Consider the following 23,398-nt stretch of genomic DNA (forward strand, 5'->3'; position numbering starts at 1 on the left):
TATTAAAAAAAGTATGTTATAATCTTATCAGCTGAAAAATAAAAATAAGGATTGAGATACAATGACAAGATTTCCGTTTAATATCCCTAATAATGAGCCTGTATTTACCACTGAATATGGAAAAGCTTATTGTTCGGATTCTATAAAATTCATGGAGAATATTCCTGACAATTCAGTAGATTTAATCATGACTTCTCCCCCATTTGCATTATTACGAAAAAAAAAGTACGGCAATGAAGAGTCTAGTGATTATGTAAAATGGTTTATAGATAATTTCGCTTCAGAGTTTTGGAGAATTTTAAAGCCCACTGGTAGTCTTGTTATCGACATTGGAGGTACTTGGAATAAAGGGGAACCTACACGATCTTTATACCATTTTGAATTATTACTGCAATTATGTTCAAGTGATATTGGATTTCATTTAGCTCAAGAATTTTATTGGTATAATCCTTCCAAGCTCCCATCACCTATTCAATGGGTTAACATAAAACGAGTACGTGTTAAGGATTCTATAAATCCTGTATGGTGGCTATCTAAAACGAAAAATCCAAAAGCTAATAATCGAAATGTACTAACCCCATACAAAGCAAGTATGAAAAAGCTATTTACTAATGGATATAATGACGGTCCTAGACCATCAGGACATCACGTTTCTAAAAAATGGGGAACTGATAATGGTGGAGCAATTCCACCTAACCTTATTGGTTATGAAGAAGCATTCGATTATTTTAACGATAACTTATTAGAAATATCCAATACTCGTTCCAATGACAAATATCTAAATGCATGTAAAATTTTAGATAAGAAGCCTCACCCTGCTCGATTCCCAAAAGAACTACCTTCTTTCTTTGTTAATTTCCTTACAGATGAGGGAGATGTAATTTATGATCCTTTTGGTGGAAGCTGTGTTACCGGAGAAGTTGCAGAAAATTCAAAAAGAAATTGGATTACATCTGAAATCCTATCGGAATATGTAGAAACTTCCCGTTACCGCTTCGAAGAATTACCTTCCCTTAATAAGGATACTAATGATTAGTAACTTATTAATACATACAAAAGGGATTTCTAAATTAATACGTTTAGAAATCCCTTTTGTTGTGAATATCCTCGGAAATATACCGTCAATCATTCAGATATATCCTTTTATTCGAAATAAAATAACTATTTTAACAAAAACTAAATGTAATTCACATAAACTCTCAATAATAATTCTAATTATTGATTAAGAAACACTAAATACTTGTTCGTATGATAGAATATATAATTATTTGTAGGAAGGTGAAAAATATGGCTCCTAAAGACCAACATTTAGCTCTTAGTTCCGGAATCGGCTTAGCAGGATTAGCTGTTTCAAATTTTTGGGACTATGGCACAGAGGCAGCTTGGGTCTTTAAAGATGAAATTATAGATAGTATTGTCAAACCCACCAAATTGACAGCAATACATCATTTTTTGTATTTTTTTCAAGATATTGAAAATGAATTGGACATGATTTGGAAAAATGCCGATGATATGAAATGGGTATATACTTTCATAGTAAGAACACTTCACGAAGTAAACTTACACCCCAATCTTACAGAACCAGATTTTGATTTATGCATTGATGACCATGGACATTTTAATTGTGCTTGTAACGATATTATCCATCAATGGATAGACTATGTTAATGACAATCAGGATAAAATAGATGATTTAATAGTACATTCAGCATTCCAATTTATTTTCCAAGATAGAAAATTCTTACATGATTTCCATTTAGAATTATCTAGGTTTATCGAAAAATATATGGATGATATTGAGAAAAAACATTCAGACTGTGTAACAAAAAAGAAACGAATAAAAAGACAATATTTTCCTAAATGGCTAACATCAGCAGTATTTTATAGAGATAAAGGGACATGCGCTATTTGTCGATGTGACCTTTCTAATTTAGTAAGAACACAGAATACTATACATCTTGACCACATTATCCCGCTAGATGTATACGGTAGTAATGACGCTTCAAATTTCCAATTATTATGCGAAAGGTGCAACACTTCTAAAGGAGCAAGATCTACAACCACCAGCTTAGTAAGCACTCCTGTTTGGAATTTGTAAACATCGTACTAATTCACTAATAATGCTCTCTAATCATCGTCATGTCCTCTTTTTTCTAGTAAATAAGGCCATATCAAAAGCAAGCATCCTCCGATGCCATTTTGATACAGCCTTATTTACTACTGCTCTTTAATCATTTTAGGGTAATGCTGGTATTAAAAATTCAACCTACCTACAAAACATTACCTTCCTTTAAATAACCATAAAGCTTATTATCCACCGATTTCTCCATAATCATATTCATCGTAACAACCGGTAGTTCTTTTCCATTTTTATCTTGCATTTCAGTTTGTTCTACACTTGTTTTATCAGGTCTCGCTTTTCCTAAATAGTAAAAGTCGCTTCCCTCGTCGTCATCTTTTTTCACAAAAATATGGACGTCAATATTATTTTCTTTAGCATCAATAATTGTTTGAACTTCCTTCGATTTTAATGTTCTATTACTTCTTGTATACCATTTAAGAACATCTTGATTAAGGAATTCATCACCGTAGTCCACACTAGATTCTACCTCATCATTTTTATGGTATGTGATAAATATTGGACAAGTATAGTACTTTGTCTTATAACCATACATAGTTGAGCTCTCATCATTATGCCAATTTAAAAGTTTACAAACATCTTTTCTTGAGTATTTTTTATATACAGTAAGGTTACTATCACACTCATAGTTTTTGCTCTTTTCCCTTGCACTTTTAATAATGTCCATAACCAAACGCTTAAAGTATTCATTTTGTTCTAAGCTTTTTCGGATAGAATCATTAAACATATACGTCTTATCGTCCTGTAAAGAGAGAATTGGCTTTTCTCCATATTTCTTTTGGCTGTTTTGCAAGAAAAATTCTAATTCAAAAATTCGTTGTACAGAAGTAATCGTGTCATCATCTGTTAAGCAATTAGATTTTTCAAGTTGTTTTATATACTCATCTTTATCAACTTTTTCTTGCTTTAGTAACAATTCTAATAAAACAATTTCGTTTTTACGTTTTCCATTCAATACTTCCAATGAAAACATCGTTAAAACTTTATTTTCGTACTCTGTTAATGTAGGGACATCTTCTTTCATTTTCAATAAGAACTGATAATAGTTCGAATATCCTTCTGCAAGTACAACTGGATCAATAGAATGGTTTACTATAAAGTCATATAGATATGGAGTTCTTCCTATTCTATTTTTCAACTCAGCAAAAGCTTCCTTCAATACTTTCATTGCTGTTAAATTACTATTGTTAATCGCTCTAAAGATCTGCTTTTTCGCTATCTCTTCAAAGTTAACTGTTGAAATACCTTTAATATAACTCGTGTCATTTGTATATCTACGTATATTATCTTTATTTTGTGATTTATCTCCGGAAAGGGCAATCGGAATTAAATAGTTGTTTTTATAGTTTCCAATAAAATCAATGATCGTAACAAAATCTTTTGAATCGTGTTTTCTAAGTCCACGCCCTAGCTGCTGTATAAAGATAATACTTGATTGAGTTTGTCTTAACATAACAACTTGGTTCACACTTGGAATATCAATTCCTTCATTAAAAATGTCTACTGTTAAAATATAATCGAGTATGCCATTTTCTAATTGATTCACACGCAGTTCTCTTTCCTGTTGGGAATGACCGCCGGTTAATGCAAATGTGCGAAAACCTTTGTTATTTAAAGCATTTGATAATTGTTCAGCCTCATCTTTTCGACTGCAAAACATTAATCCTGTTACCTTTTCACCAGAAAAACCGTAATATTTTACTTTTTCAACTATATGATCCACTCGCTCTTCCGTAACAAGCTTAGATAAAACAGTAGTGTCATCTATCTTTTCACCATTATATTCAAAATCAGTAACTCCAAAATAATGAAAAGGACAAAGCATATCTTCTTCAAGTGCTTCTTGCAATCGAATTTCATAAGCAATGTTGTAATCAAATAGCTCATAAATATTAAAATTGTCTGTACGTTCAGGTGTAGCGGTCATTCCCATTAAAAATTTCGGTTTAAAATAATCAATGACTCTATGATAAGAACTAGCACCAGCTTTATGAACTTCATCTATTAAAATATAATCAAATAACCCAGGATCAAATTGATGTAAATTTTCTTCCTTTGAAATAGTCTGGATTGTCGCAAATAAATATTTAGCATTTATTTGCTTATTTGATCCTGATAAAACTCCAAAGTCCTCATCGGCTCCACCAAGAACCTTTTGAAAATCTGATTTTGCTTTATTTAATATTTGCTCTCGGTGAACAATAAATAGCATCCGTTTAGGTGCAAAATTTCTAACATCAAATGCTGAAAGATATGTCTTACCCGTTCCTGTTGCAGAGATAACTAATCCTTTTTCTTTTCCAGCGTCTCGAATAGCTTGTATTTCTTGTAACGCAGCTTGTTGCATTTTATTTGGAGTAATTTTCAACGCTTCTTCAATTGCATTATGATATTGACCCGGTAATTCTATAACTCGATCTAGCAACTTATTTTCTGCAACTTGTTCATATATTGTTTCGTAATTTGCAATCAACTCTTCAGTTAATACTTGAGAATGCTCCCAGACTTCTTCAAATTGATTTTTAAAATGTTGAACAATCTCTCCATCTTCATGTGATGTTAACTTGACGTTCCATTCATAGTTTACCTTCAAAGCATGTGCAGTCAGATTTGAACTACCAACTATTAATGAACAATGTGTTTTGTTATCAAATATGTATCCCTTTGAATGAAAACCAGATAAGTTTGTTAATCTTACTTCTACATTTTCAAGTTTCATTAATTCTCTAAACACTTTTGGTGTATTAAAATTTAAGAATGTAGATGTTAATATACGTCCTTTAACTCCTTTTTGTTTAAGATCAAGGAAATGCGATTTTAAAGTCGCCAGTCCACTTTCCGTAATAAAAGCTACTGAGAAAATAAAGGCTGTACTATTTTCAAGCTCTTCCAACAATGAGCTTAAAACATTTTCATTTTTCTTCGTATTGTTTACTAATAATTTAGGCTTATATATTCCAGGATGATTATGTTTTTGATTAATAAATCCTTTATATAAAGACCCTTCTAACTTTCGAATGAAATTCTCCATATGATCACCATTTATGACAAATTTTTATACTAATTGTATTACTCACTGATTTAAAGTGCAAATTTATTACAATAAAAAAACTATCCGCATAAAACGAATAGTTTTTAATCAAATTACTTTACAATCGATTCTTTTGATAATTTCTCAATAGTTGGGATATCCGCAGGTGCCCACTCTAAAGCTGCTAGTTCATTCGGATATAACCATTTAATTGCTACGTGCTCGGTTAGAACCGGACTCCCTTCAACAAGCTTACAATAAAAAGTCTTCAAATGAACAATACCAAAATCATACTCATAGGCTGTATAATCAATTTGCTCACCAATCTGCACGCTACAATGCATTTCTTCATCAATTTCACGCTTTAACGCCTCTTGAGGTGTTTCTCCCTCTTCTATTTTCCCACCTGGAAATTCCCACATAAGCGGTAGCGATTTAGATGGTCCTCTTTGTGCACATAAAATTTTCTCATCTTGGACTATAACTGCTCCAACAACATAAATATTTTTTTTCATTATGTCCTCCTTAAATCTCACAGAAACTCTATACTTTATGTTTCCACACTTTATAGACTGAAAAATGCCTTTTATATCTTTTAACAACTAATATACTTTTAATCAGTAAGCTAGATTTGTTCTAACCCTATCTAGCCCTTTTAATGTAATTAGCCTAACACTCTCATCTCTTTTATATTATATAGAAGTAAAGACAAAAATAAAGCATGATTGAACACTTCCCACCTGAACTTCTCGCATTAGGCATAGGTTTCCCGTACCCGCCCTAACAGTTTCCGTATTCTTCTGAACAACTGCTTTCGTTTCTTTATGGATAAAGAGTATTGGAATTGAGTCATTATTCTATTTATACATAGCTGAATGTATCACGATAAACTTTATTACTCATTGCGTATGGCAGAGTCTTCGAAGATTGATGCGAAGTTGAGTGGTGGAGATGCTTTAGATAGTGTTACTAGCGCGAAATAACAAATTATGGAGATACCTTAAAATAGGTTGGTCTTTTCTTCCTATATATATAACTCCGCACTAAAAACCACTTTATTTATCTATATAATTTTATTATTATTATTAATATATAAAGATAAATATATTATAAAGAAAAGAGGAAAACCTAATGCAACAGAAAAAGAAATCTCATAAAATAATCGCCATTTTTTATGAGATCCTTATTAATACAATACAATTTATCTTTAATAAAATTGAATTGTATATACAAAAACAACAGTATCAAAATTTTTACGTACTAGCTTCTATGTTTGTTTTTTTAAATATGATTTTAGTTATATTTTTACCGCACATATTAGGATTCATATCATCTTTAATTTTCACTTTAATCCTCTTCTATATGATCATTAGAGCCTTAGCCAATTTACTTAGCCAATGGAAAAATATTAGAGAGCTAAAACATTATAATATATTTGATGATACTATCGATTTAAGTGCTAAATCGATAATAATTAAACAGTTTCTTTCTATACTATATGGATGTTTATTTATACTAACGGGAATATATATATGGATCAATGAACTAACTTTAATAAATCCTTCTTTTATCAAAGTCTATAACTGTATATTCATAATATTGATATCACTTATGATAGCTTCGACGGTATATATTTTAAGTTATAAGTACTCTAGTATTAGAGCAACACTTTTATTTGTTGCTGTTTTACCCATTATAAGCGTATTTCTCAGTTCGACCATCCTTCAAGAATTCATTAAGTTATTTGAACCAGTAACATCAATCGAGGTTAATATAAATTTCTTAAGAAGCAATTTCTTTATCGGTACGAGTACCATTGTCATTTCCGTATTGGTTCAAATTATTATTGTATTCGTCCGACCACCGTATAAACTAAAAAGCACACATCTTGCATTTATCATTGTTAATGTTTTTTGTACTATTAGCACACTGATTATATTTATTTTCATAAACGATTTTGCAGTATATATACATGAAAAAATGGTATCTGCAAACATATCTAACATACCAACCGATGCAATAAATGATTGGTTAACAAAAACTATTAAAATCATTTTACTTCCCTATGCTTTAGGGACCGGTATTGGCATAACCTTCATAGTCATTCGACAGCATATTTTTAATAAAAGAGCTGAAAAACTATTTTTAAATATTATGGACACATTAGTACAGAAGAATGAGTTACTATTATCCGATATGGACAGACAAGAACTATTTTCAAAAATAAAGAAATGTTGTTATTTCGGTGGTTTTCAATTTAAAATGCACTTCTTAGGAAATACAATTTTAAGAAATTTTATAGATGAGATGCATATAACATCCGAAAAAAAGTAGTTTGTAAATACTTTCTATATGAAGTACTTCCCTAAATTACTTACTATTAAAAAGACATAGCATAAACTATGTCTTTTTAATTAAATCAATAAAATATTAAGTGTTTTTTCTTATATCCCTATCCTAGATTGTTACATTCACATCTCCATTAAACGACATTACTCCTCCTATACTTCCAATATGTCATTCCCTCAACTTCTTTGAAACTCTCTAATAAAATCCAATATAAATGTATCAACTATCATTTACAATCACATCCTTATTTTCTTTAACTCCATATTAACGGGCCCTCTGATTCCCACATCAAAATTTGATGTGGGAATCAGAGGGCCCGTTAGTGCGAGCTAGTAATTAGTTATCCTTACTTACAGTTTCCGTTTCTTCTATCGCCCTCTTCACCTGCAAAATCCGACTAATAGGCACACTCGCATCATGCATTACCGTAAGTGCTTGCGAGAAGTGTTGTAAGTAGTTTGGATCGTGACTTTTTGATGAGACTATGATCATTTTTCGGTTTAGTTCTTGTTCGAATAGAGTGAAGACTTTTTCTTTTCGGCTGTCATCTAGGGCGCTGTCGTATTCGTCTAGGATGATGTAGCCTGGGGATGCTTCGATTGTTTGTAGTAAGGCTAGTGCGAATAGTAGAGATGAAAGGGATTCTTCTCCTCCTGATACGCCGCTTCCTACTTTGCCTCCGCGTCCTTTGGCGCTAATGTCTTCCTCATCACGAACTAGTTCCCCCTCTAATATATCAATATAGTAGGAAAGAAAATCTTTTATCGTACTAGACGTATAATCACTATAAATCTCCAATTGTCCTTTTAGGATATTTAATATATCCCCATAATCTAAAGTAAGATACGATTTATGACTTGGAGCGCTACCATCTAAACTTAAAAAAATTGGAATGATCGTATACCCTTCATATTTCTCGCTAACAAAATTTATGTAATTTTGTAATTGGCCATCCGATTCCAATGACTTATATTTATTTTCAATCAGAATAGCAACCTTTTGCGCTTCTGATATTGCCAAAATATCAATTCGTTTATTATTTTTCGTTTGTACTTCGCGAAACACTTCCAAATCTTGAAGAGACTGCTTATGTAATTTAATAAAATTATATTGTCCAATTAACTCCTCATTCTCCGCTTTTACAAACGTTCTAGAAAGGATCTTATTTACAAACATAGAACCTAAGTGATGGTTTTCCATAGGATCAAGTAGCCAAGCAATCATATTAGAATGTCTAATCTCAAACTTATCTACCTTTAATATTTTAAAAGGATTAAAACGATTAAACTTACTATGTAGCTTCTCAAACTCAATTGAATTATCTAACAATGATAAAATCTCAAAATTATAATCCATTCCACACACCGCCGTTTATAAATTTGTAAATCAATTCTCCTGAATAATCATTTTTATAAATTTTTATAAGTAAATTATAACTTATAATGTGGCATTATTTATGTCACATATCCCATTTCTTACAAATAAACATGCATTAATTACTAAACTTAACCATCCCCCCATACCACCCACTACTCTCCTCCAAAAACCCCCTACTCTCCCCACTATCCTTATAAAAACTCTCCCAACCCCGCTCCCTCAAAATCCCCTTCCAACTATCACTCTCCACCATTTTTTTAATAACACCATCCCAATAAGCAACCTCTTCCTCCGTCATATCTTTCGGGCCCATAATTCCTTTCCAGTGCTGGAATATGACGTTGATGCCTTGTTCTTTCCAGGTTGGGATTTCTGGTAGTCGGTCTAGGCGTTTTGGTGCGGATACGGCTAGTATTTTTATTTTGCCGGCTTTGTATTGTTTTTCGGCTTCGGATAGAGTCATGGTTGCGGCGCTGATTTGTTTGTTCGTTAGGGCGTTTATGATTTTTTCTTTGTTTTCGTAGACGAAGAATTGTAGTTCGGCTGGATTTATGCCGAATGCTTTGCTTACTTGTACGAATGATAGGTGATCGTCGTTTCCTAGGCCTGGGGCAACGCCGATTTTGAAGTTTTTCTTGTCTTGTTTTAGTTGTTCCATGAGTTGTTTTGCGTTTTCTATGTTTGATTCTTTTGATACGACAACGACTTCCCAGTCCGATGCTAGTGTCGCGAGCGGCGTGAAGTCTTTATATGTTAGTTTACTGTGGCCTAGTAGGTTGTTCGTTATGAGTAAGCTTGAGTTGATCGCTAGTACGTGACCACCTTTTTGTTTCGTATATTTCCATCCGACGTCACCGCTGCCACCTACTTTGTTTGTGACTGTGATTGGTTTTGTGAAGATTTTTTCTTCTGTCAGTGTTTTTTGCATCGCTCGTGCCGTTAAGTCCCATCCTGCTCCTTGAACGTTTGGCGCAACGATTTCTACTTTGTCTATGTTTACTTTATTCGTATGGGATTTTTCCGAAGAACAACCAGCTATTACTCCTGTCATGATCCATATACATAGTAATAATCGTTTTTTCATAGTCCTCGTCCTATGCGATATTTTCGTTCTGGTCGTCCGATAATGCCGTATGTGTACTCTACTGTGCATTCGTTTGTCGCTACTAAGTATTCTAAATATCTTCTTGCGGTTGTTCGGGAGGCCCCCATTTGTTCTCCCATTTCTTCTATTGTAATGCCCTCTTCGAATCCTTTTATAATCCCTTTCACTTTTTGCAGTGTTAACGGGTCCACACCTGTCGGTAAGTTTTTTATGTCTTGTGTTTGCGAGATGCCGAAGAAGTTATCGATGAGTGCTTGATTCACTTCATTGTTACTATGTAATAATTGCTTCTTTCTTTTATAGTCTTCAATTGTGCGAACGAATTTTTCTAACGTAACCGGTTTTATAAGGTAGTTGCTTACGCCATTTCGAATTGCTTTTTCTAACATATGATTTTCATTTGCCGCTGTAACCATAATGACGTCAACGTTTGGAAAGTCAGCATGGATTTTTGGTAATAAGTCCGTTCCGATTCCATCTGGTAAATAATTATCTAATAGAAGCAAATCGACTTCTTCCTTTTGTAGTAATTCCATCGTTTCTTTCGCGTTCAATGCTTTTCCGATCACTTTTACGTCCTTTATTTTTGATAAAAACCCTTCCTGAATTTGCGCGACGCGGAAATCATCTTCTGCAATTGCAACCTTCAACATATGTCCATCCCCCTGTTTGTTATGTACTTTCTTTCAATGTTTTCGGAAGGTAAATTGTAAAAATAGCTCCCCCATTTTTCTCGTTTTGAATTTCAATTGTTCCCCCTAGTAGATCTACCATTTCTTTCACGTTTGCTAGTCCGTAACCACGATCATTTCCTTTCGTTGAAAATCCTTTTTGAAAAATAGTCGTGATTTTTTCTGCCGGTATCCCTATCCCACTATCTATCACTTCAAACACAATATCGTGCCCAATATCCGTAACAAAGAAGGACACATTCTTTTCCTCTTGTGTACTCACCGCATCAAATGCATTGTCGATTATGTTTCCAAGAATCGTAATAAGGTGCGAAACTTTTATATGGTCTGGTAACGGATGAAGCGCACTATCTCCTTCAATATGAAAATCAATTTTCTTCTCAGATGCTGTTCCGATTTTTCCTAATAAAATAGCTTGTACTTTCGCATCATGAATTTGATGGAATAAAATATGGTTTTGACTTTGATGAATATTAGATTCTTGTTGAATAAATTCAATCGCTTCTTTGTAATGTCCTAATTGAAGTAATCCTGATAAGACGAAAAGTTTATTTGTAAATTCATGCGTTTGAGCGCGTAAATCCTCGGAATACTTTCTTACCTCAGATATTGTGTTCACAAGGTTTTGCAGTTCTGTTTTATCTCTAAAACTGCATACAACGCCTACCGTACTATTATTTTCGAGTATCGGTGTCATGTTTAAAATAAACACTTTATCTTGAAACGCGATTTCTTGATCGCTTTCTAGCACTCTTTCCATATTAAATTCCGGTAAAACTTTTGAAATGTGCTGCTGCATATAATCACCATTTACATGAAGCATCTCTTCTGCCGAAGTGTTCATCATCGTAATAAAACCGTTTTGATCAATAGCGATAATTCCTTCTTTTATAGATAGTAGTATCGCGCTTCGTTCCCGGTATAACGCCGCAATTTCATTCGGCTCTAAACCGAGTGTATCTTTACGAATGCTACGTGCTAAAAGAATGCCGCCAATAATTCCGACTACTAATACAGCTAAGGAAAAGAGTATAATTTCTTTCGTTCTGCTCAGTATGTTAGATTCAATACCTTTTATTAAAAACTCTACTGTCACAACACCTACGACTTGATCGTAGTCTCCGTTATGAACAATAATGGGTGCCTTTGCCATTAAAGCCGGACCACTTTCACCATTTCCTTCGAGCGTATAATAGCCACCAAAAGTGAGTGCTTCATAGTTATACGGGTTGTTACTCTTTGTGCCAATTAACTCCGAATTAGAATGGGAATACATCACCCCAAAGCGATCTTCTATAATGACAGTATCGGCACCAGATTGCTCGCGAACTTGTTCCGCAATAGATTGAATGTTACTTTTATGCTCGTTATTTTGAAAGGCATCTTTTATAGCTGGCATAAAAGAAAGCGACTTGGCTGTTTGCAGTGCTAATTGTTCCACTTGGCGCTTCGTATCAACGGACTGAATGTAAACAAATATTCCTGCTAATAGGAGAACAACAAATAAAATTAACGTAATAATTAAGCTTACTATTTTCGTTTGCAATGACACTTTGCGTGATTTCTTCATTCTTCATATCCTTTGATAAAATATTCTAAACTATCAATCTCCTTTTTCTATTATTATGACAAAACGAATAAGGAAGCAACTATTAAAACTCTCCATGTACATAAAGTACAAAAAGAATAAAATTGTCATAATATTGAGATTTTATTCTACAGACAGTACAATTCAACTATAATGAACACGCTTTCATAATTATCATTTTATTTATAAGCAAGAGGAGGAAAGATTATGGCTCAAGTAAAATCTAATCGAGTCGCCGGCAATATTTTTAAAGGGTCTGTCGGCAATTTAATTGAATGGTACGATTGGTACGTTTACTCTGCTTTCGCTGTTTACTTTTCAGCAGAGTTCTTTCCTAAAGGAGATCCAACGAGCCAGTTACTGAACACAGCAGCTATTTTTGCAGTTGGATTCTTAATGCGCCCTATCGGAAGTTTATTAATGGGACGCTATGCGGATCGGCACGGACGCCGGGCAGCATTAACGCTTTCGATTACAGTTATGGCCGGTGGTTCTTTAATTATCGCCTGTACACCTAGTTACGAAAGCATCGGTATTATGGCACCAATTATTTTAGTTCTTGCTCGTTTACTACAAGGATTATCACTCGGCGGAGAGTATGGAACTTCCGCAACGTATTTATCTGAAATGGCTAGTAGTGGTCGCCGTGGCTTTTATTCAAGCTTCCAATATGTAACGCTCGTTGCTGGGCAAATGGTTGCGTTAGGCGTTCAAATTGTTCTTCAGCAATTGCTAAGCGAACCAGATATGAAGGCTTGGGGCTGGCGCATTCCATTCATTATTGGAGCGATGGGTGCAGTAGCTGTATTATGGCTTCGCCGCACGATGGATGAATCGGAGCAGTTCGCAAACATAAAATCACAAAAACGCGAAAGCGCAGGAACCGTTCGCGCTCTTATGAAACACCCGAAAGCAGTATTAGCAGTAGTCGGCCTAACATTAGGAGGCACTGTCGCATTCTATACGTACACAACATATTTACAAAAGTTCATGGTAAACACAGTCGGTCTTCCGAAAGAAGTTGTAAGCTGGATTAACTTTGTCGCACTACTTATTTTCGTCGTACTTCAACCAATTGCAGGACTACTATCAGATAAAATCGGACGCCGCCCATTATTAATGGCATTCGGTATTCTTGGAACATTACTAACAGCACCGATCTTCTTCTTCATGGAAAAAACGACAGAACCAATCGTAGCATTCTTACTCATGATGGTCGGTCTCATCATCGTTACTGGTTACACTTCTATTAACGCAATTGTAAAAGCAGAACTCTTCCCGACCGAAATTCGCGCACTAGGCGTAGGTTTACCATATGCACTAACAGTTGCGATATTTGGCGGAACAGCTGAGTTCATCGCATTATGGCTAAAAAGTATCGGAATGGAATCACTATTCTACTTCTACGTAGCTGGATGTATCGCGATCAGCTTTATTACGTATTGGCGTATGGATGAGTCATCGAAGACTTCGCAGATTGAGGCAGAGCTTGGTGGTGGGGATACATTAGTTAATAATAAGTCTAGTTAAAATTATGTATTCTATAATCTTCGTTTATCTGAACTCGATTTACTTTATCTAAGAAGGCATAATTCATTAAGATATAATTTAAAAACCTCTACTTATATGTAGGGGTTTTTGTATGACGAAAAAACACGTATTATCGACAATTGCAAAAAGCTGGAGACTTTGCTGGTATAGAATCTATCGGTACTCACACCATGCGAAAAACCTTCGGCTATTGGTTCTATAAACAAACAAAAGATGTTGCTATGTTACAAGAAATTCTTAACCATAGCACATCCCCCTGAAATATATTGGAATTAATAAAGAAGAAAAAGATAATATTCTTGATACATTTCAAATTTAATTCACTTAAAATTACTATTTCAATCATCATAAAAAAGACCTTTTATTTTAAAATAAAAGGTCTTTTTTATAAACATATATGTATTAAGATTTATATTTTTTTACTGTACAAGGAATAGTTACAATGTACAAATCAATAGCATAGATTGTAACACAGATACCTTTACCTTCAGCTTCTAACTTTTTATCTAGTTGAGACAAATGCTCTGAAACTTTTCTTTTTCCCCATCTTCTAGGAAACCATTGAAAAACCTTAGGAACATTATATTTTTTATTATACCAAGTATTCAATCTCCAAAAAATGAAAAAAACCAAAACAATAATTATGATACGAAAAATATCAGAATATGAAATTCCTAAAACCATATTATATTTTCTCCATTTTCACTAAAACTCAGATAATTTACTTCTTAATTCTAATTCATCCTCTGTTTCGAAACCCTTAAATAATAAATGAATTATTTGATTATGATTAAAAAACACATTATATTCTTTTGATAAATTACCATGAGGATATGGACAAGAAACATAATCGCATAATTTATTATCAGCTTGTTGTTGCTTTCTTCCATAAATCATAAGAGGTTGATTAATTTCTTCTATAAGAGCTACAGAACCAATTGGTAATAATTAGCCTCCAATTGGAAAATAAGGGACAAACAAGGACAATCTACTCAGCTACCCTAAGATTTTAATGGTTTAATATTTTGATTTTCAAGTTTGCCTTCACAAATTCCTGTTAACACTGATAATAAGAAAAACAGGCCGTAACGGGCGATCAATTTGATCATAAAGGTCATACGCTTCGCCAAGTGGAACATCCGAATCATGTGGTTGTTCACCCTGTAACAATTACTAACAGCGCGTAGAAAACATTTGGATAAATAAGAGGCAAATAAATGATTAAAAAGTTGTAACCCCTACTATAAGAAATACTATTATTACCAAAGGAAGAATGATAATCATAAAGGACACTATTATTGTTAATAATGCTTTCCATGCTGAAAATTGTTGTGCTTCTCCTAAACATTTTAAGGAAATAATGATTGTCCAAATTGCAATAACTATATCAATTATGGCAAAAATAAGAAACAAAATCGTTAAAGTTATGCTACTCTCCATTTTCGGTGTCTCACTCGTAAAGTTTTCTATCCCAAACAAGAAAAATGAAGGCACCCAAACTAATATAAGAGAATAAACGTAAGGGATATAAGAATAGGCAACTGCGTAACGTGTTTTTTCAAAGGTACCTTGTCCACCAAGTTTTTTTGCCACCCAATTAAATAACGCTGGTAGCAAAAAATAATAAATTAAGAAGGCAACGAAGGTACCGAATATAACCATTGAGATTAATGAAACTGGACTATTTATTGAATCCGCCATATTTTTAGAAGATGCTCGATCTAAAGTCTGTACGAATGAGCCTAATAAAATGAGTAAAAACACATTCTTAGGTTTGGATATAAAAATTTCTTTCATTGTATCACGTGGTTTTGTCCAAATGGAGAACCAAGGATTAAGTGCACGCTTAAATTGATTTTCTGGAGTTTCCATATAAAAAACATTCCCCTTTCTTAAAACATATTAAATACAATTTCCTAATCATTCCAGTTATGTACATAGAAATATTAAAGCATAAATAGACGGTTATTTAAATATAAATATTCAATCATTTAATTTCATCTGAAACTTAGGAGGAGTGCTTCTTAGCAATTACCTCTATATTGTCTTGTATTTTTAACTATGGGCTGAGTAGTTACTTTCATTTTGAGTACCTCACATTCTTTAATACATTGGATAAACAGTTATAATCTTATCATTAATAAGAACAAACCTAATTTCCATTCCTTCAGATGTTTTACTAGAATATAATCTTCCTCTTATACATCTTTTATTGCTATAAGCCTCGTAAATGGCTTCCATAAGAAGAATGCAATTATACACTTGAAATGCAACAAATCCTCTTTAAAAGCCTATACGTATTTTCCCTCCATCTTCTATATGCTTACGTAAATAATAATACTTATGGAGTTCTATAATCATATAAAACAAAGCAAACGAAAACACTGTGCATGCAGACATAAATACAATTGCCCCCATCTGTTGTGTTGCAATGCTAAGAATTATATTAGCAATTAACTGCCCCGATCCAGCTGCAATAGCTGCTACTTTTACACCACCAGTTCCTTTCGATGATTTTGATTTTTTTCTTGGTTCCTGAAGTTTTTCAATATGATTTTTATAAAAATAATACAAAGCAACACCATACAAACCAACTGAAAAAATAAAATAGATAGGAGTTTGTAATTGTAACACTTCATAGGCAAATTTTTGCGTTATAACCAATAATCCGACTGAACATATGGTGCCATATACTCCCCGAAATAGAGTGTATTGTAATTGTCGTTTCCGAGGATTTATAGCAATCCATATTGCCCACAAATTAAAAAAAATAACTGGAGGAGTTACTAAGTAATTGAAAAGGATTCGCGAACGCAGGCAAAAGAACAAACACGTCTGCCCCCAAAAGGACAAGAACAATTACGTGGACTCTTATTTCATTTACAGGATAAAGAGCCATATAATGTGCAAAAGCTTTCTTATTAAAATCTATACTTTTTTTCATGTTAATTAGACCACCCCGTTACTGTTCCAATCAGTAAAAGTTTCATAACTATTCATTCTCTCCCCCTAAATTTATCCATAATATTATGAGCAACTATATTCCATAGTAAAGAAAGTACGGTAACAAAAAGTACAGCTAAAGAAAAATAAATCCTATCCTTCCATGTATCATGTACAATCATGCCTAGTATAATCATTATTAACGCACCAACACATATAACTATTTTTGAAAATTTTTGCATTCTATTATCTCGCTTCCTTCTCAAACTTAAATGAAACTCCTGCGGAATCTATAACCATACCCACCTATTACAATCTCACCTTTGGAACTTATATCATAATCACCTAATACAGGTATATAATTAGGTATCTTAATTTTAGTAATTTCCGCTTCATATGTTTGTAACACTATCAACGTTTCAAATGTCCTTTATACATTCCTTATTTAACCCCAAAACATTAAAATATGAATATTATAAAAATTAACTATCTACTTCCCATCAAAATTACGGTAATCCTATTAAGCCTGGGATTACTCCTTCTACCTTCGCCCATTCAAACGAGCACTCAACTAACATTTGATTCTTACACTTAATTTTTAATAAACCTTCTTCTTCTATCGTATTTATTTCAAAATAATCAATTATATTTTCTGTCCCTAAACCTTTTATTGTTAAATTATGAATAGCAAAGAAAGATATCTCTACATAAATTACATCCCACTTATCCCATCTTTTTGGCTTGTTTTCAACATTTTCCTTTGTCATCAATTGAATAACTAAAGTAGGACCATCTCTTTTAAGACGCACATCTAATAACTCTGATTCTTCAAACTTTGGTATTTTCCCAAAAATACTGATTAACGCTTGTGGATTTAAAAATTTAAATTGATCAATCATTTTTATACTTCCTATTTTTATTTCTCTTCTCAAAATAATAATGATCCTCCATACCATCTACCTGTCCTGTTCGTGTATTGTATTCAGGTCTTACATTATGATGCGGTGACTGATCTCCAATTCCACCTTCTCCAAACTTATGACCCTCTGAATGATCTTGAATTATAATTTTTTGACCTTTTACTTCATATGTTAATTCTCGAGTTATAATAGGCTGTTTATTATCATTTAATATCCTTTTACCATTACTATCTGTTAATGGTACCATTTTTTGACTAATCGGGTGTTGAAATCTAGGTATATTTAATTGTCTTTTAATTTCTTTTAAACTAGCTCCCCTAGATTCATGAGAATTTTCCCTCTCAATCTTCTTAACTTTGAGATAATATTAAAAAGACTTATGCGTAATTCACATAAGTCTTACTTTTGTTACTCATAATTAATTATTCGTCCTCGTCTTCAAACTCATATAAGCTATCAAGTAATTCTGCAAAAGATGAACAAACAGGATAGATGGATTCTTCCATTTCTTCTTCCTCATGGTCCCAAAATACGACTGTTGGTGACTGAGGATTATTTCGGTAATCAAAGCATAGAAGGTTACCAAACGGGTCTCTAGCAAAAGGATATACTTTATCTACCAATCTATCTTTTATACTATTATATGTTTGCAGCATAGAAATTTTTCTCTCAGAGTCTAAGGTTAAAAGGTTATTAAGTGAATCTTCATCCTGATTAGGAATATTGAATGTATCTGGAGTAGGATAGCCACCATCATATTTCTTTACACACTCAATAAAATCATTAGGAAATTTAATACCAAAGTACTCTTCTAATTGTTCAATTTGTTCATCTGTAACTTTTTTCTCACTTACATTAATCCATGTAATGTTGTTCATAATTATAAACCGCCCTATCTTTTCCTCAAATTTTATATCCACCTGTATGACCAGTATCGTGATGTATCTGATAATCTACAAGTTGTATTCGACCAGGTTCCTGATTATGAAAGATTTAAAATTAATTCTGCTAAACTATCACAGATTACTTCGAAGCTTCCGCTTTCATAAGCTTCTAATTTTACTTGTCCATTTTCATTATCTACAACTACCAAGAGACCATTGAATTCCATACCAATAGGAATATTATTCAGTTGATTATCATGTGCGCCTTGGTACCCTTGTAAAGATACATAAAAATCATGCAGTTCAATTCCTGGTATAACAGAATTTAATTCAAAATCATAACCTAAATAATTACCTCCTAAGTCTAAAAACCAATAAGAATTATAATATTCTTTAATTGAATTATATAATTGTATCCCCAAATCTTTTTCTATATTAGAAAAATCATGAATTATATTTTTTCTAACGGTTTCCAGAATACGTATCCCTCTATATCTGGTTCTCCTTCATAGATAAAAGCCTCTGCTTCTTCTATCCATAAAGATTTTGGCAATGAATTATTACAATCTTGCCACTCTCTAATTATTTTATCAAAACAATTTTTCATTTCATTTTTCATTTTTTTATTTACCGCCTAATGTATGATGTTCAATAAATTTCTGAAGCATTTCTACATATCCTGCATCTTTTCCCCCATGCTCCAATCGATTTTTCTGCGTTATGAATCCCTCCAAAACCAGGATGTAGTGGCAGCGGAACACCAACAGCTTGACCACCACCAATATGGTGATGGACTAATTTAGTTCCACGTAATCCAGTAAAATCATATTGTAGAAATTCCCCTCTAAATCATTAAGGATTTAGAGGGGAATTTCTTTATCACATAAGTAATATCATTTCTTATTAAATTTACTGTGTATCAGTTCAAAGAATTTATTTGTACCAAGTGAAATTGCGCCAATAATAAGAACACCAATAATAAAATAAATCTTTTTAAATAAGTTGTAAGGAGATAAAATAGCAACTACAAGAAGTATTATAATTGCAACGAATGTGACTAATTTCCCAACTTTAAATGCTTGCATATCAGCTTTCCTCCTTCTGGATAAAAACAGCCAATATAGTCATACATCACAGGTTCTTTAACCATAAGTTTTTGTTTCCTTCCATAAATCACAATACTTAAAATTCAATAAACCTCTTTAAAAGGTTTCATGTGTTCTACCCCCATCTTCTATATGCTTCCTTAAACAATAGTACCTATGGAGTTCCATAATGAAATGAAACAACATAAACGAAAGCATGGAGTATACACACATTAATACAATTGCTACCATCTTTTGTGTTGCAAAACCAAGACTGATATTAGCAATGAGTTGACCCAATCCTACAAAAGCCACTACTCCGAAACTAGAGTTTTTTTTCGATGATTTTGATTTTTTTGATTGATTCCTGAAGTTTTTTAATATGATTTTTATAATAATAATACAAAGCAAAAATATACAAACCAATCGAAAAAATAAAATAGATAGGAGTTTGTAATCCTAACATTTCATATGCAAACTTTTGGGTTATAACTAATAATCCTACTGAACATACGATGCCAAATACCCCACGAAATAGAGTGTATTGTAATTGCCGCTTCCTAGGATTTATAACAATCCATATTGCCCATACATTTAAAAAAGCAACTGGTGGAACTATTATGTACATATATATCGGTTGAACAGGATTCGCAAAAGCAGGCAAAAGCACAAATATATCTGCTATCCCAATCACAAGAGTAATTATAGTCGATCTTATATCATTTACAGCATAAAGAGCCATATAATATTCAAAAGCTTTTTTATTAAAATCTGTATTTTTTTTTCATGTTAATTAAACCACCCCGCTACTGTTGACCAAGCTTTTTTCGAACCCGTTTTCACCCTATCCTTAATACTATTATCTTCACCATCACCATCTAAATCAACATCCCATTTTACACCTTCTGTGAAATATTATTCCCTTCTCGAAAAGAAGATCAACCCATTAATAAAATCTAGGCTTATCAAAAATTTCAAAAAGCCAAAGATTTTGCTGGGATCGAATCTATTGGGACTCACACCATGTGCAAAACCTTCGGCTATTGGTTCTATAAACAAACAAAAGATTTCGCTATGTTGTAAGAAATACTCAATCATAGCACCTCATAAATTACACTTAAAATATATTGGTATCAATAAGGAAGAAAAAGATAATATCTGAGCTACATTTCAAATTTAAAAAATAAAAAGGGCATATCCCTTTCAGAATTGCCCTTTACCTTAAAAGTATATGTCAGCTTATTATTTATTTCTTTTCACAAAATGATGAATCCCTTCAAAGATTACTTCTTTTAAAGCTTCTGGATAATCCGAATAGCCTTCTTTTTCCATAATTATCTCCAACACTTCCCTTAAATTCCCATCAAGTATTATAGTAACTCCTGGCGTTAGTTCACCAGTTTCTTCATTTTTAAATGTTTCTTTTATCATAACTACTTTATTTTCTTCCATGACCTAATCCTCTCTAACTAAATAGTTTTTATTCTCATCTTCCCAATATCTATATTCATAGGGTACTTGTTCATCAAATCGCTGTAAATAACCTCTCCAGTTATTCGGAATATATTCTTCAAAAGATATTGATTCCGGATAATTAGAATAAAAAATTAAACGCTCAAAGTCTATTAGGAAACATGGATTATAATCATAATAGGCTTCTTCTCTATTAGTTCTTAGTTCCCTTAAAAATTCTAACCTAATATCTTCTGTAAATCTTTTATATTTTTCTATTCTTTCTAAAAAGTTAGCTATTGTAGTCTCATTTAAAATACTAATGCCTTTTCTTTCCTCTGGATATTCACTAGGAGAATATCCAGCTTGATTATAATCTAAATACCATAAATCCGATTCAGTTATATACCAATTGAGCTTATTTTTATATTTTACACCTACTATAATATTTTCGGCGTATAAAGGCTTAATCATTTAACACGCTCTCCTCTCTTACTTAATAAGTTTAGCATTCCGTCCGTATTCTACCAACCACCGACTAATGGGGTCAGGTAATTCGTATGCAACACCTTCAAATCCATATTTATCAAAAATACCCTTGTCAACAATCTTAGGAGCTGTTCTACCTTGGTTAAGTGGATTAGTTTTATAACCCTTCTGAGAAATCGCATTTTCTCTAATTAAATCATCTAAATACTGTGGTACATCAAATTCCACAATATATGAGTCTGCTCGTTTATTTTTGAAATATGTAGAGTGATCTTTTCCAGTAGATACATTTAAATTATGATCTGCCCTCCATTTACTATTTAAAGAGAGTGTACCATCATCATTAACTAAAATTAACTCTTTACTATCACCACCTTGAACCCTACGATAAGTAACGTTTTCTTCTCCTACACTAGTTCCGCTGACTTTCTTATTAACTTCACTTGTACCTTTAGCTTCATTTACTTTTTCAACAGGTACTTTTTTAGTTTTATTTACAACCTTAGTAGCGTCAGCAGTCATCTTTACACCCTTACCAACTTTCGAAATTTTTCCAATTGGGGTAAGACCAGCTACTACCATCCCACCAGCTAAAAATCGGTCCAAAGTAGACAGTTTTTCTCCAGATGATGGATCAACACCATCCCAAGCCCGACGAATATCATATTCACCACTTATTTCACCAGCTATGTCCCTTGCTAGTTTTTTACCATCAAAACCTTTTTCTTCTGATTCCGATGAAAATCTACCATCAATTGCTCCTTCTTCAATTGTACCACTATTTAGAAGGTTATCAGTCTGACGATTTCTATCTTCTGTAATCTCCTGAATTGAAGTTGTCCATTCCATATTCAACCCTTGCGTACTAAATGTACCACTTGCAGGACTAAACCCTTTCCCACTTTGAACTTCCGCAAGACCTGCAGCAATACTAGCTGCTAATTGAAGGGCTGTACTATAATTATTACTAGAGGTCTGATTGAATTGATACAAATGATCCAGCTTTTCTTGCAGTTTTTTCCTCATCACAGTAAAAAGATTCGCCATAGCGTCCATACCTGGGATTGGCATAGCTTGACTGATGGCTTCCATACTTGCTTTCATTCGGTCAATTTCTCGAATTTGTTCTAATATTTCTTGTTCAATTACATCTGTGGAAGCGACTTGTGATTGAAATTGACTTGGAAAAGCATCGTTCTGGCGAATTAACTCTTCACACAGATAAATGATTCCTTGCGCTAAAGGACGAAAGGTTTGTACAAAAAATGATTTTGCACTGCTATAAGTTTGTCCTTGTAGAACAGTATCAATTGCAAAGGCATCAATTGACTGAATGACTTGTTCCATACCTTGAATAGTAGCGTTACATACAGCATTCATACTTTGAGTTTGGCCTTGTACTTCTCCTAAATACATATTTAAGCTCATGCATTGACCTCCCTCGCTAATTGTTGTTGTTGATAGGAAAGGTCGTTTTCTAAATCACTAAGGTTTCGTCTTTCTTTAAGCAACGTTTCTTTTTGGTTTTCTAATTCAAATGTGACTTTTCGTTCAATATGTTGTGCCTCTTGATATGTATTCATAAAAAATTGAGACATTTCTCTATCACCATGCCAAGTTCCTAAAATTCGATCAAACAAACGATGGTTTCGACCTCTCCATTCATAAAAATCTGCTTCCGCTTGCTCCTGAATGTGAATCGCGGATTGATTTCGGTCTTGTTCTTCAAATACACTTCTTAACTTTTGATTTACTTGATTGATTTGTTTTTCAATATCTTGACTCATTATATT

The 23,398-nt window shown here is 33.1% G+C and carries 21 protein-coding genes and 9 pseudogenes; 7 read left to right on the forward strand and 23 right to left on the reverse strand.

Translation table 11 applies throughout. The annotated features are described in order from the left end of the window. Positions 1 to 61 precede the first annotated feature (61 nt). Positions 62 to 1,036, forward strand: coding sequence for a DNA-methyltransferase (locus tag B9A45_RS25485; RefSeq protein WP_084065346.1), 975 nt, complete (start codon positions 62 to 64; stop codon positions 1,034 to 1,036). A 251-nt stretch (positions 1,037 to 1,287) separates the two neighbouring features. Then, positions 1,288 to 2,097, forward strand: coding sequence for an HNH endonuclease (locus B9A45_RS25490; RefSeq protein WP_084065349.1), 810 nt, complete (start codon positions 1,288 to 1,290; stop codon positions 2,095 to 2,097). A gap of 172 nt (positions 2,098 to 2,269) precedes the next feature. Here B9A45_RS25490 and B9A45_RS25495 read toward each other — a convergent pair whose 3' ends face one another. Continuing rightward, positions 2,270 to 5,170, reverse strand: coding sequence for a DUF3427 domain-containing protein (locus B9A45_RS25495; RefSeq protein ID WP_084065352.1), 2,901 nt, complete (start codon positions 5,168 to 5,170; stop codon positions 2,270 to 2,272). A 113-nt stretch (positions 5,171 to 5,283) separates the two neighbouring features. Beyond that, positions 5,284 to 5,685, reverse strand: a complete 402-nt coding sequence (locus B9A45_RS25500; RefSeq protein ID WP_000739608.1) for a (deoxy)nucleoside triphosphate pyrophosphohydrolase — start codon at positions 5,683 to 5,685, stop codon at positions 5,284 to 5,286. 212 nt (positions 5,686 to 5,897) lie between these two features. Here B9A45_RS25500 and B9A45_RS32920 point away from each other — a divergent pair. Both B9A45_RS32920 and B9A45_RS25510 read left to right on the forward strand, forming a co-directional pair. Further along, positions 5,898 to 6,153, forward strand: a pseudogene (locus B9A45_RS32920) (alpha-ketoglutarate transporter); the annotation flags it as partial. Positions 6,154 to 6,301: 148 nt separating this feature from the next. Next, a complete protein-coding gene (locus tag B9A45_RS25510) occupies positions 6,302 to 7,504 on the forward strand; it encodes a hypothetical protein (protein WP_084065355.1) in 1,203 nt (400 codons plus the stop codon). Between the two features lie 351 nt (positions 7,505 to 7,855). Here B9A45_RS25510 and B9A45_RS33265 read toward each other — a convergent pair whose 3' ends face one another. The 4 genes from B9A45_RS33265 to B9A45_RS25530 form a co-directional block, all read right to left on the reverse strand. Continuing rightward, a complete protein-coding gene (locus B9A45_RS33265; protein WP_084065361.1) occupies positions 7,856 to 8,875 on the reverse strand; it encodes a PD-(D/E)XK nuclease family protein in 1,020 nt (339 codons plus the stop codon). Positions 8,876 to 9,011: 136 nt separating this feature from the next. Then, positions 9,012 to 9,980, reverse strand: a complete 969-nt coding sequence (locus B9A45_RS25520; protein WP_084065366.1) for a tripartite tricarboxylate transporter substrate binding protein — start codon at positions 9,978 to 9,980, stop codon at positions 9,012 to 9,014. After that, a complete protein-coding gene (locus tag B9A45_RS25525; protein WP_084065369.1) occupies positions 9,977 to 10,654 on the reverse strand; it encodes a response regulator in 678 nt (225 codons plus the stop codon). Before B9A45_RS25525 ends, B9A45_RS25520 begins: the two co-directional genes overlap by 4 nt. A gap of 19 nt (positions 10,655 to 10,673) precedes the next feature. Continuing rightward, on the reverse strand, positions 10,674 to 12,263 hold the full coding sequence (locus B9A45_RS25530) for an ATP-binding protein (RefSeq protein WP_084065372.1): 1,590 nt from the start codon (positions 12,261 to 12,263) through the stop codon (positions 10,674 to 10,676). A gap of 225 nt (positions 12,264 to 12,488) precedes the next feature. Between B9A45_RS25530 and B9A45_RS25535 the strand changes: the two genes are divergently transcribed. Further along, a complete protein-coding gene (locus tag B9A45_RS25535; protein ID WP_084065374.1) occupies positions 12,489 to 13,811 on the forward strand; it encodes an MFS transporter in 1,323 nt (440 codons plus the stop codon). Between the two features lie 131 nt (positions 13,812 to 13,942). Next, positions 13,943 to 14,151 (forward strand): annotated as a pseudogene (locus B9A45_RS25540) (integrase); the annotation flags it as partial. Between the two features lie 83 nt (positions 14,152 to 14,234). On the opposite strand, the gene B9A45_RS25545 reads toward B9A45_RS25540, so the two are convergent. From B9A45_RS25545 to B9A45_RS31865, 13 genes and pseudogenes are all read right to left on the reverse strand, one after another. Next, on the reverse strand, positions 14,235 to 14,516 hold the full coding sequence (locus B9A45_RS25545; RefSeq protein ID WP_084065377.1) for a hypothetical protein: 282 nt from the start codon (positions 14,514 to 14,516) through the stop codon (positions 14,235 to 14,237). A 21-nt stretch (positions 14,517 to 14,537) separates the two neighbouring features. Then, positions 14,538 to 14,771, reverse strand: coding sequence for a DUF4176 domain-containing protein (locus tag B9A45_RS25550; RefSeq protein ID WP_073990571.1), 234 nt, complete (start codon positions 14,769 to 14,771; stop codon positions 14,538 to 14,540). Positions 14,772 to 15,053: 282 nt separating this feature from the next. After that, positions 15,054 to 15,704: a Yip1 family protein gene (locus B9A45_RS25560; RefSeq protein WP_084065379.1), complete on the reverse strand. Its 651-nt coding sequence runs from the start codon at positions 15,702 to 15,704 to the stop codon at positions 15,054 to 15,056. 411 nt (positions 15,705 to 16,115) lie between these two features. Further along, positions 16,116 to 16,776: pseudogene (locus tag B9A45_RS32925) on the reverse strand (hypothetical protein). 505 nt (positions 16,777 to 17,281) lie between these two features. Further along, positions 17,282 to 17,674 carry an immunity 50 family protein gene (locus tag B9A45_RS25580; RefSeq protein ID WP_061667976.1) on the reverse strand — a complete coding sequence of 131 codons (393 nt, stop codon included), beginning with the start codon at positions 17,672 to 17,674 and terminating at the stop codon, positions 17,282 to 17,284. Next, the gene (locus B9A45_RS25585; protein ID WP_000249010.1) at positions 17,667 to 17,942 is read right to left on the reverse strand and encodes an HNH/endonuclease VII fold putative polymorphic toxin; all 276 of its coding nucleotides are present in this window, start codon (positions 17,940 to 17,942) and stop codon (positions 17,667 to 17,669) included. Before B9A45_RS25585 ends, B9A45_RS25580 begins: the two co-directional genes overlap by 8 nt. A gap of 175 nt (positions 17,943 to 18,117) precedes the next feature. Then, complete coding sequence (locus B9A45_RS25590) at positions 18,118 to 18,573, reverse strand: SMI1/KNR4 family protein (protein ID WP_001060032.1); 456 nt, start codon at positions 18,571 to 18,573, stop codon at positions 18,118 to 18,120. A 25-nt stretch (positions 18,574 to 18,598) separates the two neighbouring features. After that, positions 18,599 to 18,682, reverse strand: a pseudogene (locus B9A45_RS33270) (HNH endonuclease); the annotation flags it as partial. Further along, a pseudogene (locus B9A45_RS25600) lies at positions 18,678 to 19,198 on the reverse strand (SecY-interacting protein Syd). The pseudogenes B9A45_RS25600 and B9A45_RS33270, both read right to left, overlap by 5 nt. A gap of 29 nt (positions 19,199 to 19,227) precedes the next feature. Next, positions 19,228 to 19,365 (reverse strand): annotated as a pseudogene (locus B9A45_RS32930) (hypothetical protein); the annotation flags it as partial. A 107-nt stretch (positions 19,366 to 19,472) separates the two neighbouring features. Next, positions 19,473 to 19,664, reverse strand: a complete 192-nt coding sequence (locus tag B9A45_RS25610; protein WP_001147554.1) for a hypothetical protein — start codon at positions 19,662 to 19,664, stop codon at positions 19,473 to 19,475. Positions 19,665 to 19,675: 11 nt separating this feature from the next. After that, positions 19,676 to 19,759 (reverse strand): annotated as a pseudogene (locus B9A45_RS31860) (DUF4176 domain-containing protein); the annotation flags it as partial. A gap of 22 nt (positions 19,760 to 19,781) precedes the next feature. After that, positions 19,782 to 20,406, reverse strand: a pseudogene (locus B9A45_RS31865) (hypothetical protein). 86 nt (positions 20,407 to 20,492) lie between these two features. Here B9A45_RS31865 and B9A45_RS32935 point away from each other — a divergent pair. Then, a pseudogene (locus B9A45_RS32935) lies at positions 20,493 to 20,826 on the forward strand (tyrosine-type recombinase/integrase); the annotation flags it as partial. A gap of 80 nt (positions 20,827 to 20,906) precedes the next feature. On the opposite strand, the gene B9A45_RS25635 reads toward B9A45_RS32935, so the two are convergent. From B9A45_RS25635 to B9A45_RS25650, 4 genes are read right to left on the reverse strand one after another with little or no spacing between them, the layout of a single operon-like run. Further along, a complete protein-coding gene (locus B9A45_RS25635; protein ID WP_000392187.1) occupies positions 20,907 to 21,116 on the reverse strand; it encodes a hypothetical protein in 210 nt (69 codons plus the stop codon). 3 nt (positions 21,117 to 21,119) lie between these two features. Continuing rightward, positions 21,120 to 21,590, reverse strand: a complete 471-nt coding sequence (locus B9A45_RS25640) for a hypothetical protein (protein ID WP_000595046.1) — start codon at positions 21,588 to 21,590, stop codon at positions 21,120 to 21,122. A gap of 18 nt (positions 21,591 to 21,608) precedes the next feature. After that, positions 21,609 to 23,033: a pre-toxin TG domain-containing protein gene (locus B9A45_RS25645; RefSeq protein WP_000056052.1), complete on the reverse strand. Its 1,425-nt coding sequence runs from the start codon at positions 23,031 to 23,033 to the stop codon at positions 21,609 to 21,611. Next, complete coding sequence (locus B9A45_RS25650; RefSeq protein ID WP_000076120.1) at positions 23,030 to 23,392, reverse strand: DUF3958 family protein; 363 nt, start codon at positions 23,390 to 23,392, stop codon at positions 23,030 to 23,032. The genes B9A45_RS25645 and B9A45_RS25650 overlap by 4 nt, the downstream gene beginning before the upstream one ends. Between the last annotated feature and the right edge of the window lie 6 nt (positions 23,393 to 23,398).

Origin of the sequence: Bacillus sp. JKS001846 (assembly GCF_900176455.1) — a bacterium.
Classification (GTDB): Bacteria; Bacillota; Bacilli; order Bacillales; family Bacillaceae_G; genus Bacillus_A; species Bacillus_A cereus.

Bases quoted from the DNA above. Each gene is read 5' to 3' on its own strand.
- B9A45_RS25645 (WP_000056052.1), bottom strand. From the start codon at position 23,033: ATGAGCTTAAATATGTATTTAGGAGAAGTACAAGGCCAAACTCAAAGT.
- B9A45_RS25650 (WP_000076120.1), bottom strand. From the start codon at position 23,392: ATGAGTCAAGATATTGAAAAACAAATCAATCAAGTAAATCAAAAGTTA.
- B9A45_RS25590 (WP_001060032.1), bottom strand. From the start codon at position 18,573: ATGAACAACATTACATGGATTAATGTAAGTGAGAAAAAAGTTACAGAT.
- B9A45_RS25530 (WP_084065372.1), bottom strand. From the start codon at position 12,263: ATGAAGAAATCACGCAAAGTGTCATTGCAAACGAAAATAGTAAGCTTA.
- B9A45_RS25635 (WP_000392187.1), bottom strand. From the start codon at position 21,116: ATGGAAGAAAATAAAGTAGTTATGATAAAAGAAACATTTAAAAATGAA.
- B9A45_RS25640 (WP_000595046.1), bottom strand. From the start codon at position 21,590: ATGATTAAGCCTTTATACGCCGAAAATATTATAGTAGGTGTAAAATAT.
- B9A45_RS25495 (WP_084065352.1), bottom strand. From the start codon at position 5,170: ATGGAGAATTTCATTCGAAAGTTAGAAGGGTCTTTATATAAAGGATTT.
- B9A45_RS25490 (WP_084065349.1), top strand. From the start codon at position 1,288: ATGGCTCCTAAAGACCAACATTTAGCTCTTAGTTCCGGAATCGGCTTA.
- B9A45_RS25485 (WP_084065346.1), top strand. From the start codon at position 62: ATGACAAGATTTCCGTTTAATATCCCTAATAATGAGCCTGTATTTACC.
- B9A45_RS25560 (WP_084065379.1), bottom strand. From the start codon at position 15,704: ATGGAAACTCCAGAAAATCAATTTAAGCGTGCACTTAATCCTTGGTTC.
- B9A45_RS25520 (WP_084065366.1), bottom strand. From the start codon at position 9,980: ATGAAAAAACGATTATTACTATGTATATGGATCATGACAGGAGTAATA.
- B9A45_RS25500 (WP_000739608.1), bottom strand. From the start codon at position 5,685: ATGAAAAAAAATATTTATGTTGTTGGAGCAGTTATAGTCCAAGATGAG.
- B9A45_RS25535 (WP_084065374.1), top strand. From the start codon at position 12,489: ATGGCTCAAGTAAAATCTAATCGAGTCGCCGGCAATATTTTTAAAGGG.
- B9A45_RS25510 (WP_084065355.1), top strand. From the start codon at position 6,302: ATGCAACAGAAAAAGAAATCTCATAAAATAATCGCCATTTTTTATGAG.
- B9A45_RS25545 (WP_084065377.1), bottom strand. From the start codon at position 14,516: ATGGTTTTAGGAATTTCATATTCTGATATTTTTCGTATCATAATTATT.
- B9A45_RS25585 (WP_000249010.1), bottom strand. From the start codon at position 17,942: ATGGTACCATTAACAGATAGTAATGGTAAAAGGATATTAAATGATAAT.
- B9A45_RS25610 (WP_001147554.1), bottom strand. From the start codon at position 19,664: ATGCAAGCATTTAAAGTTGGGAAATTAGTCACATTCGTTGCAATTATA.
- B9A45_RS33265 (WP_084065361.1), bottom strand. From the start codon at position 8,875: ATGGATTATAATTTTGAGATTTTATCATTGTTAGATAATTCAATTGAG.
- B9A45_RS25525 (WP_084065369.1), bottom strand. From the start codon at position 10,654: ATGTTGAAGGTTGCAATTGCAGAAGATGATTTCCGCGTCGCGCAAATT.
- B9A45_RS25580 (WP_061667976.1), bottom strand. From the start codon at position 17,674: ATGATTGATCAATTTAAATTTTTAAATCCACAAGCGTTAATCAGTATT.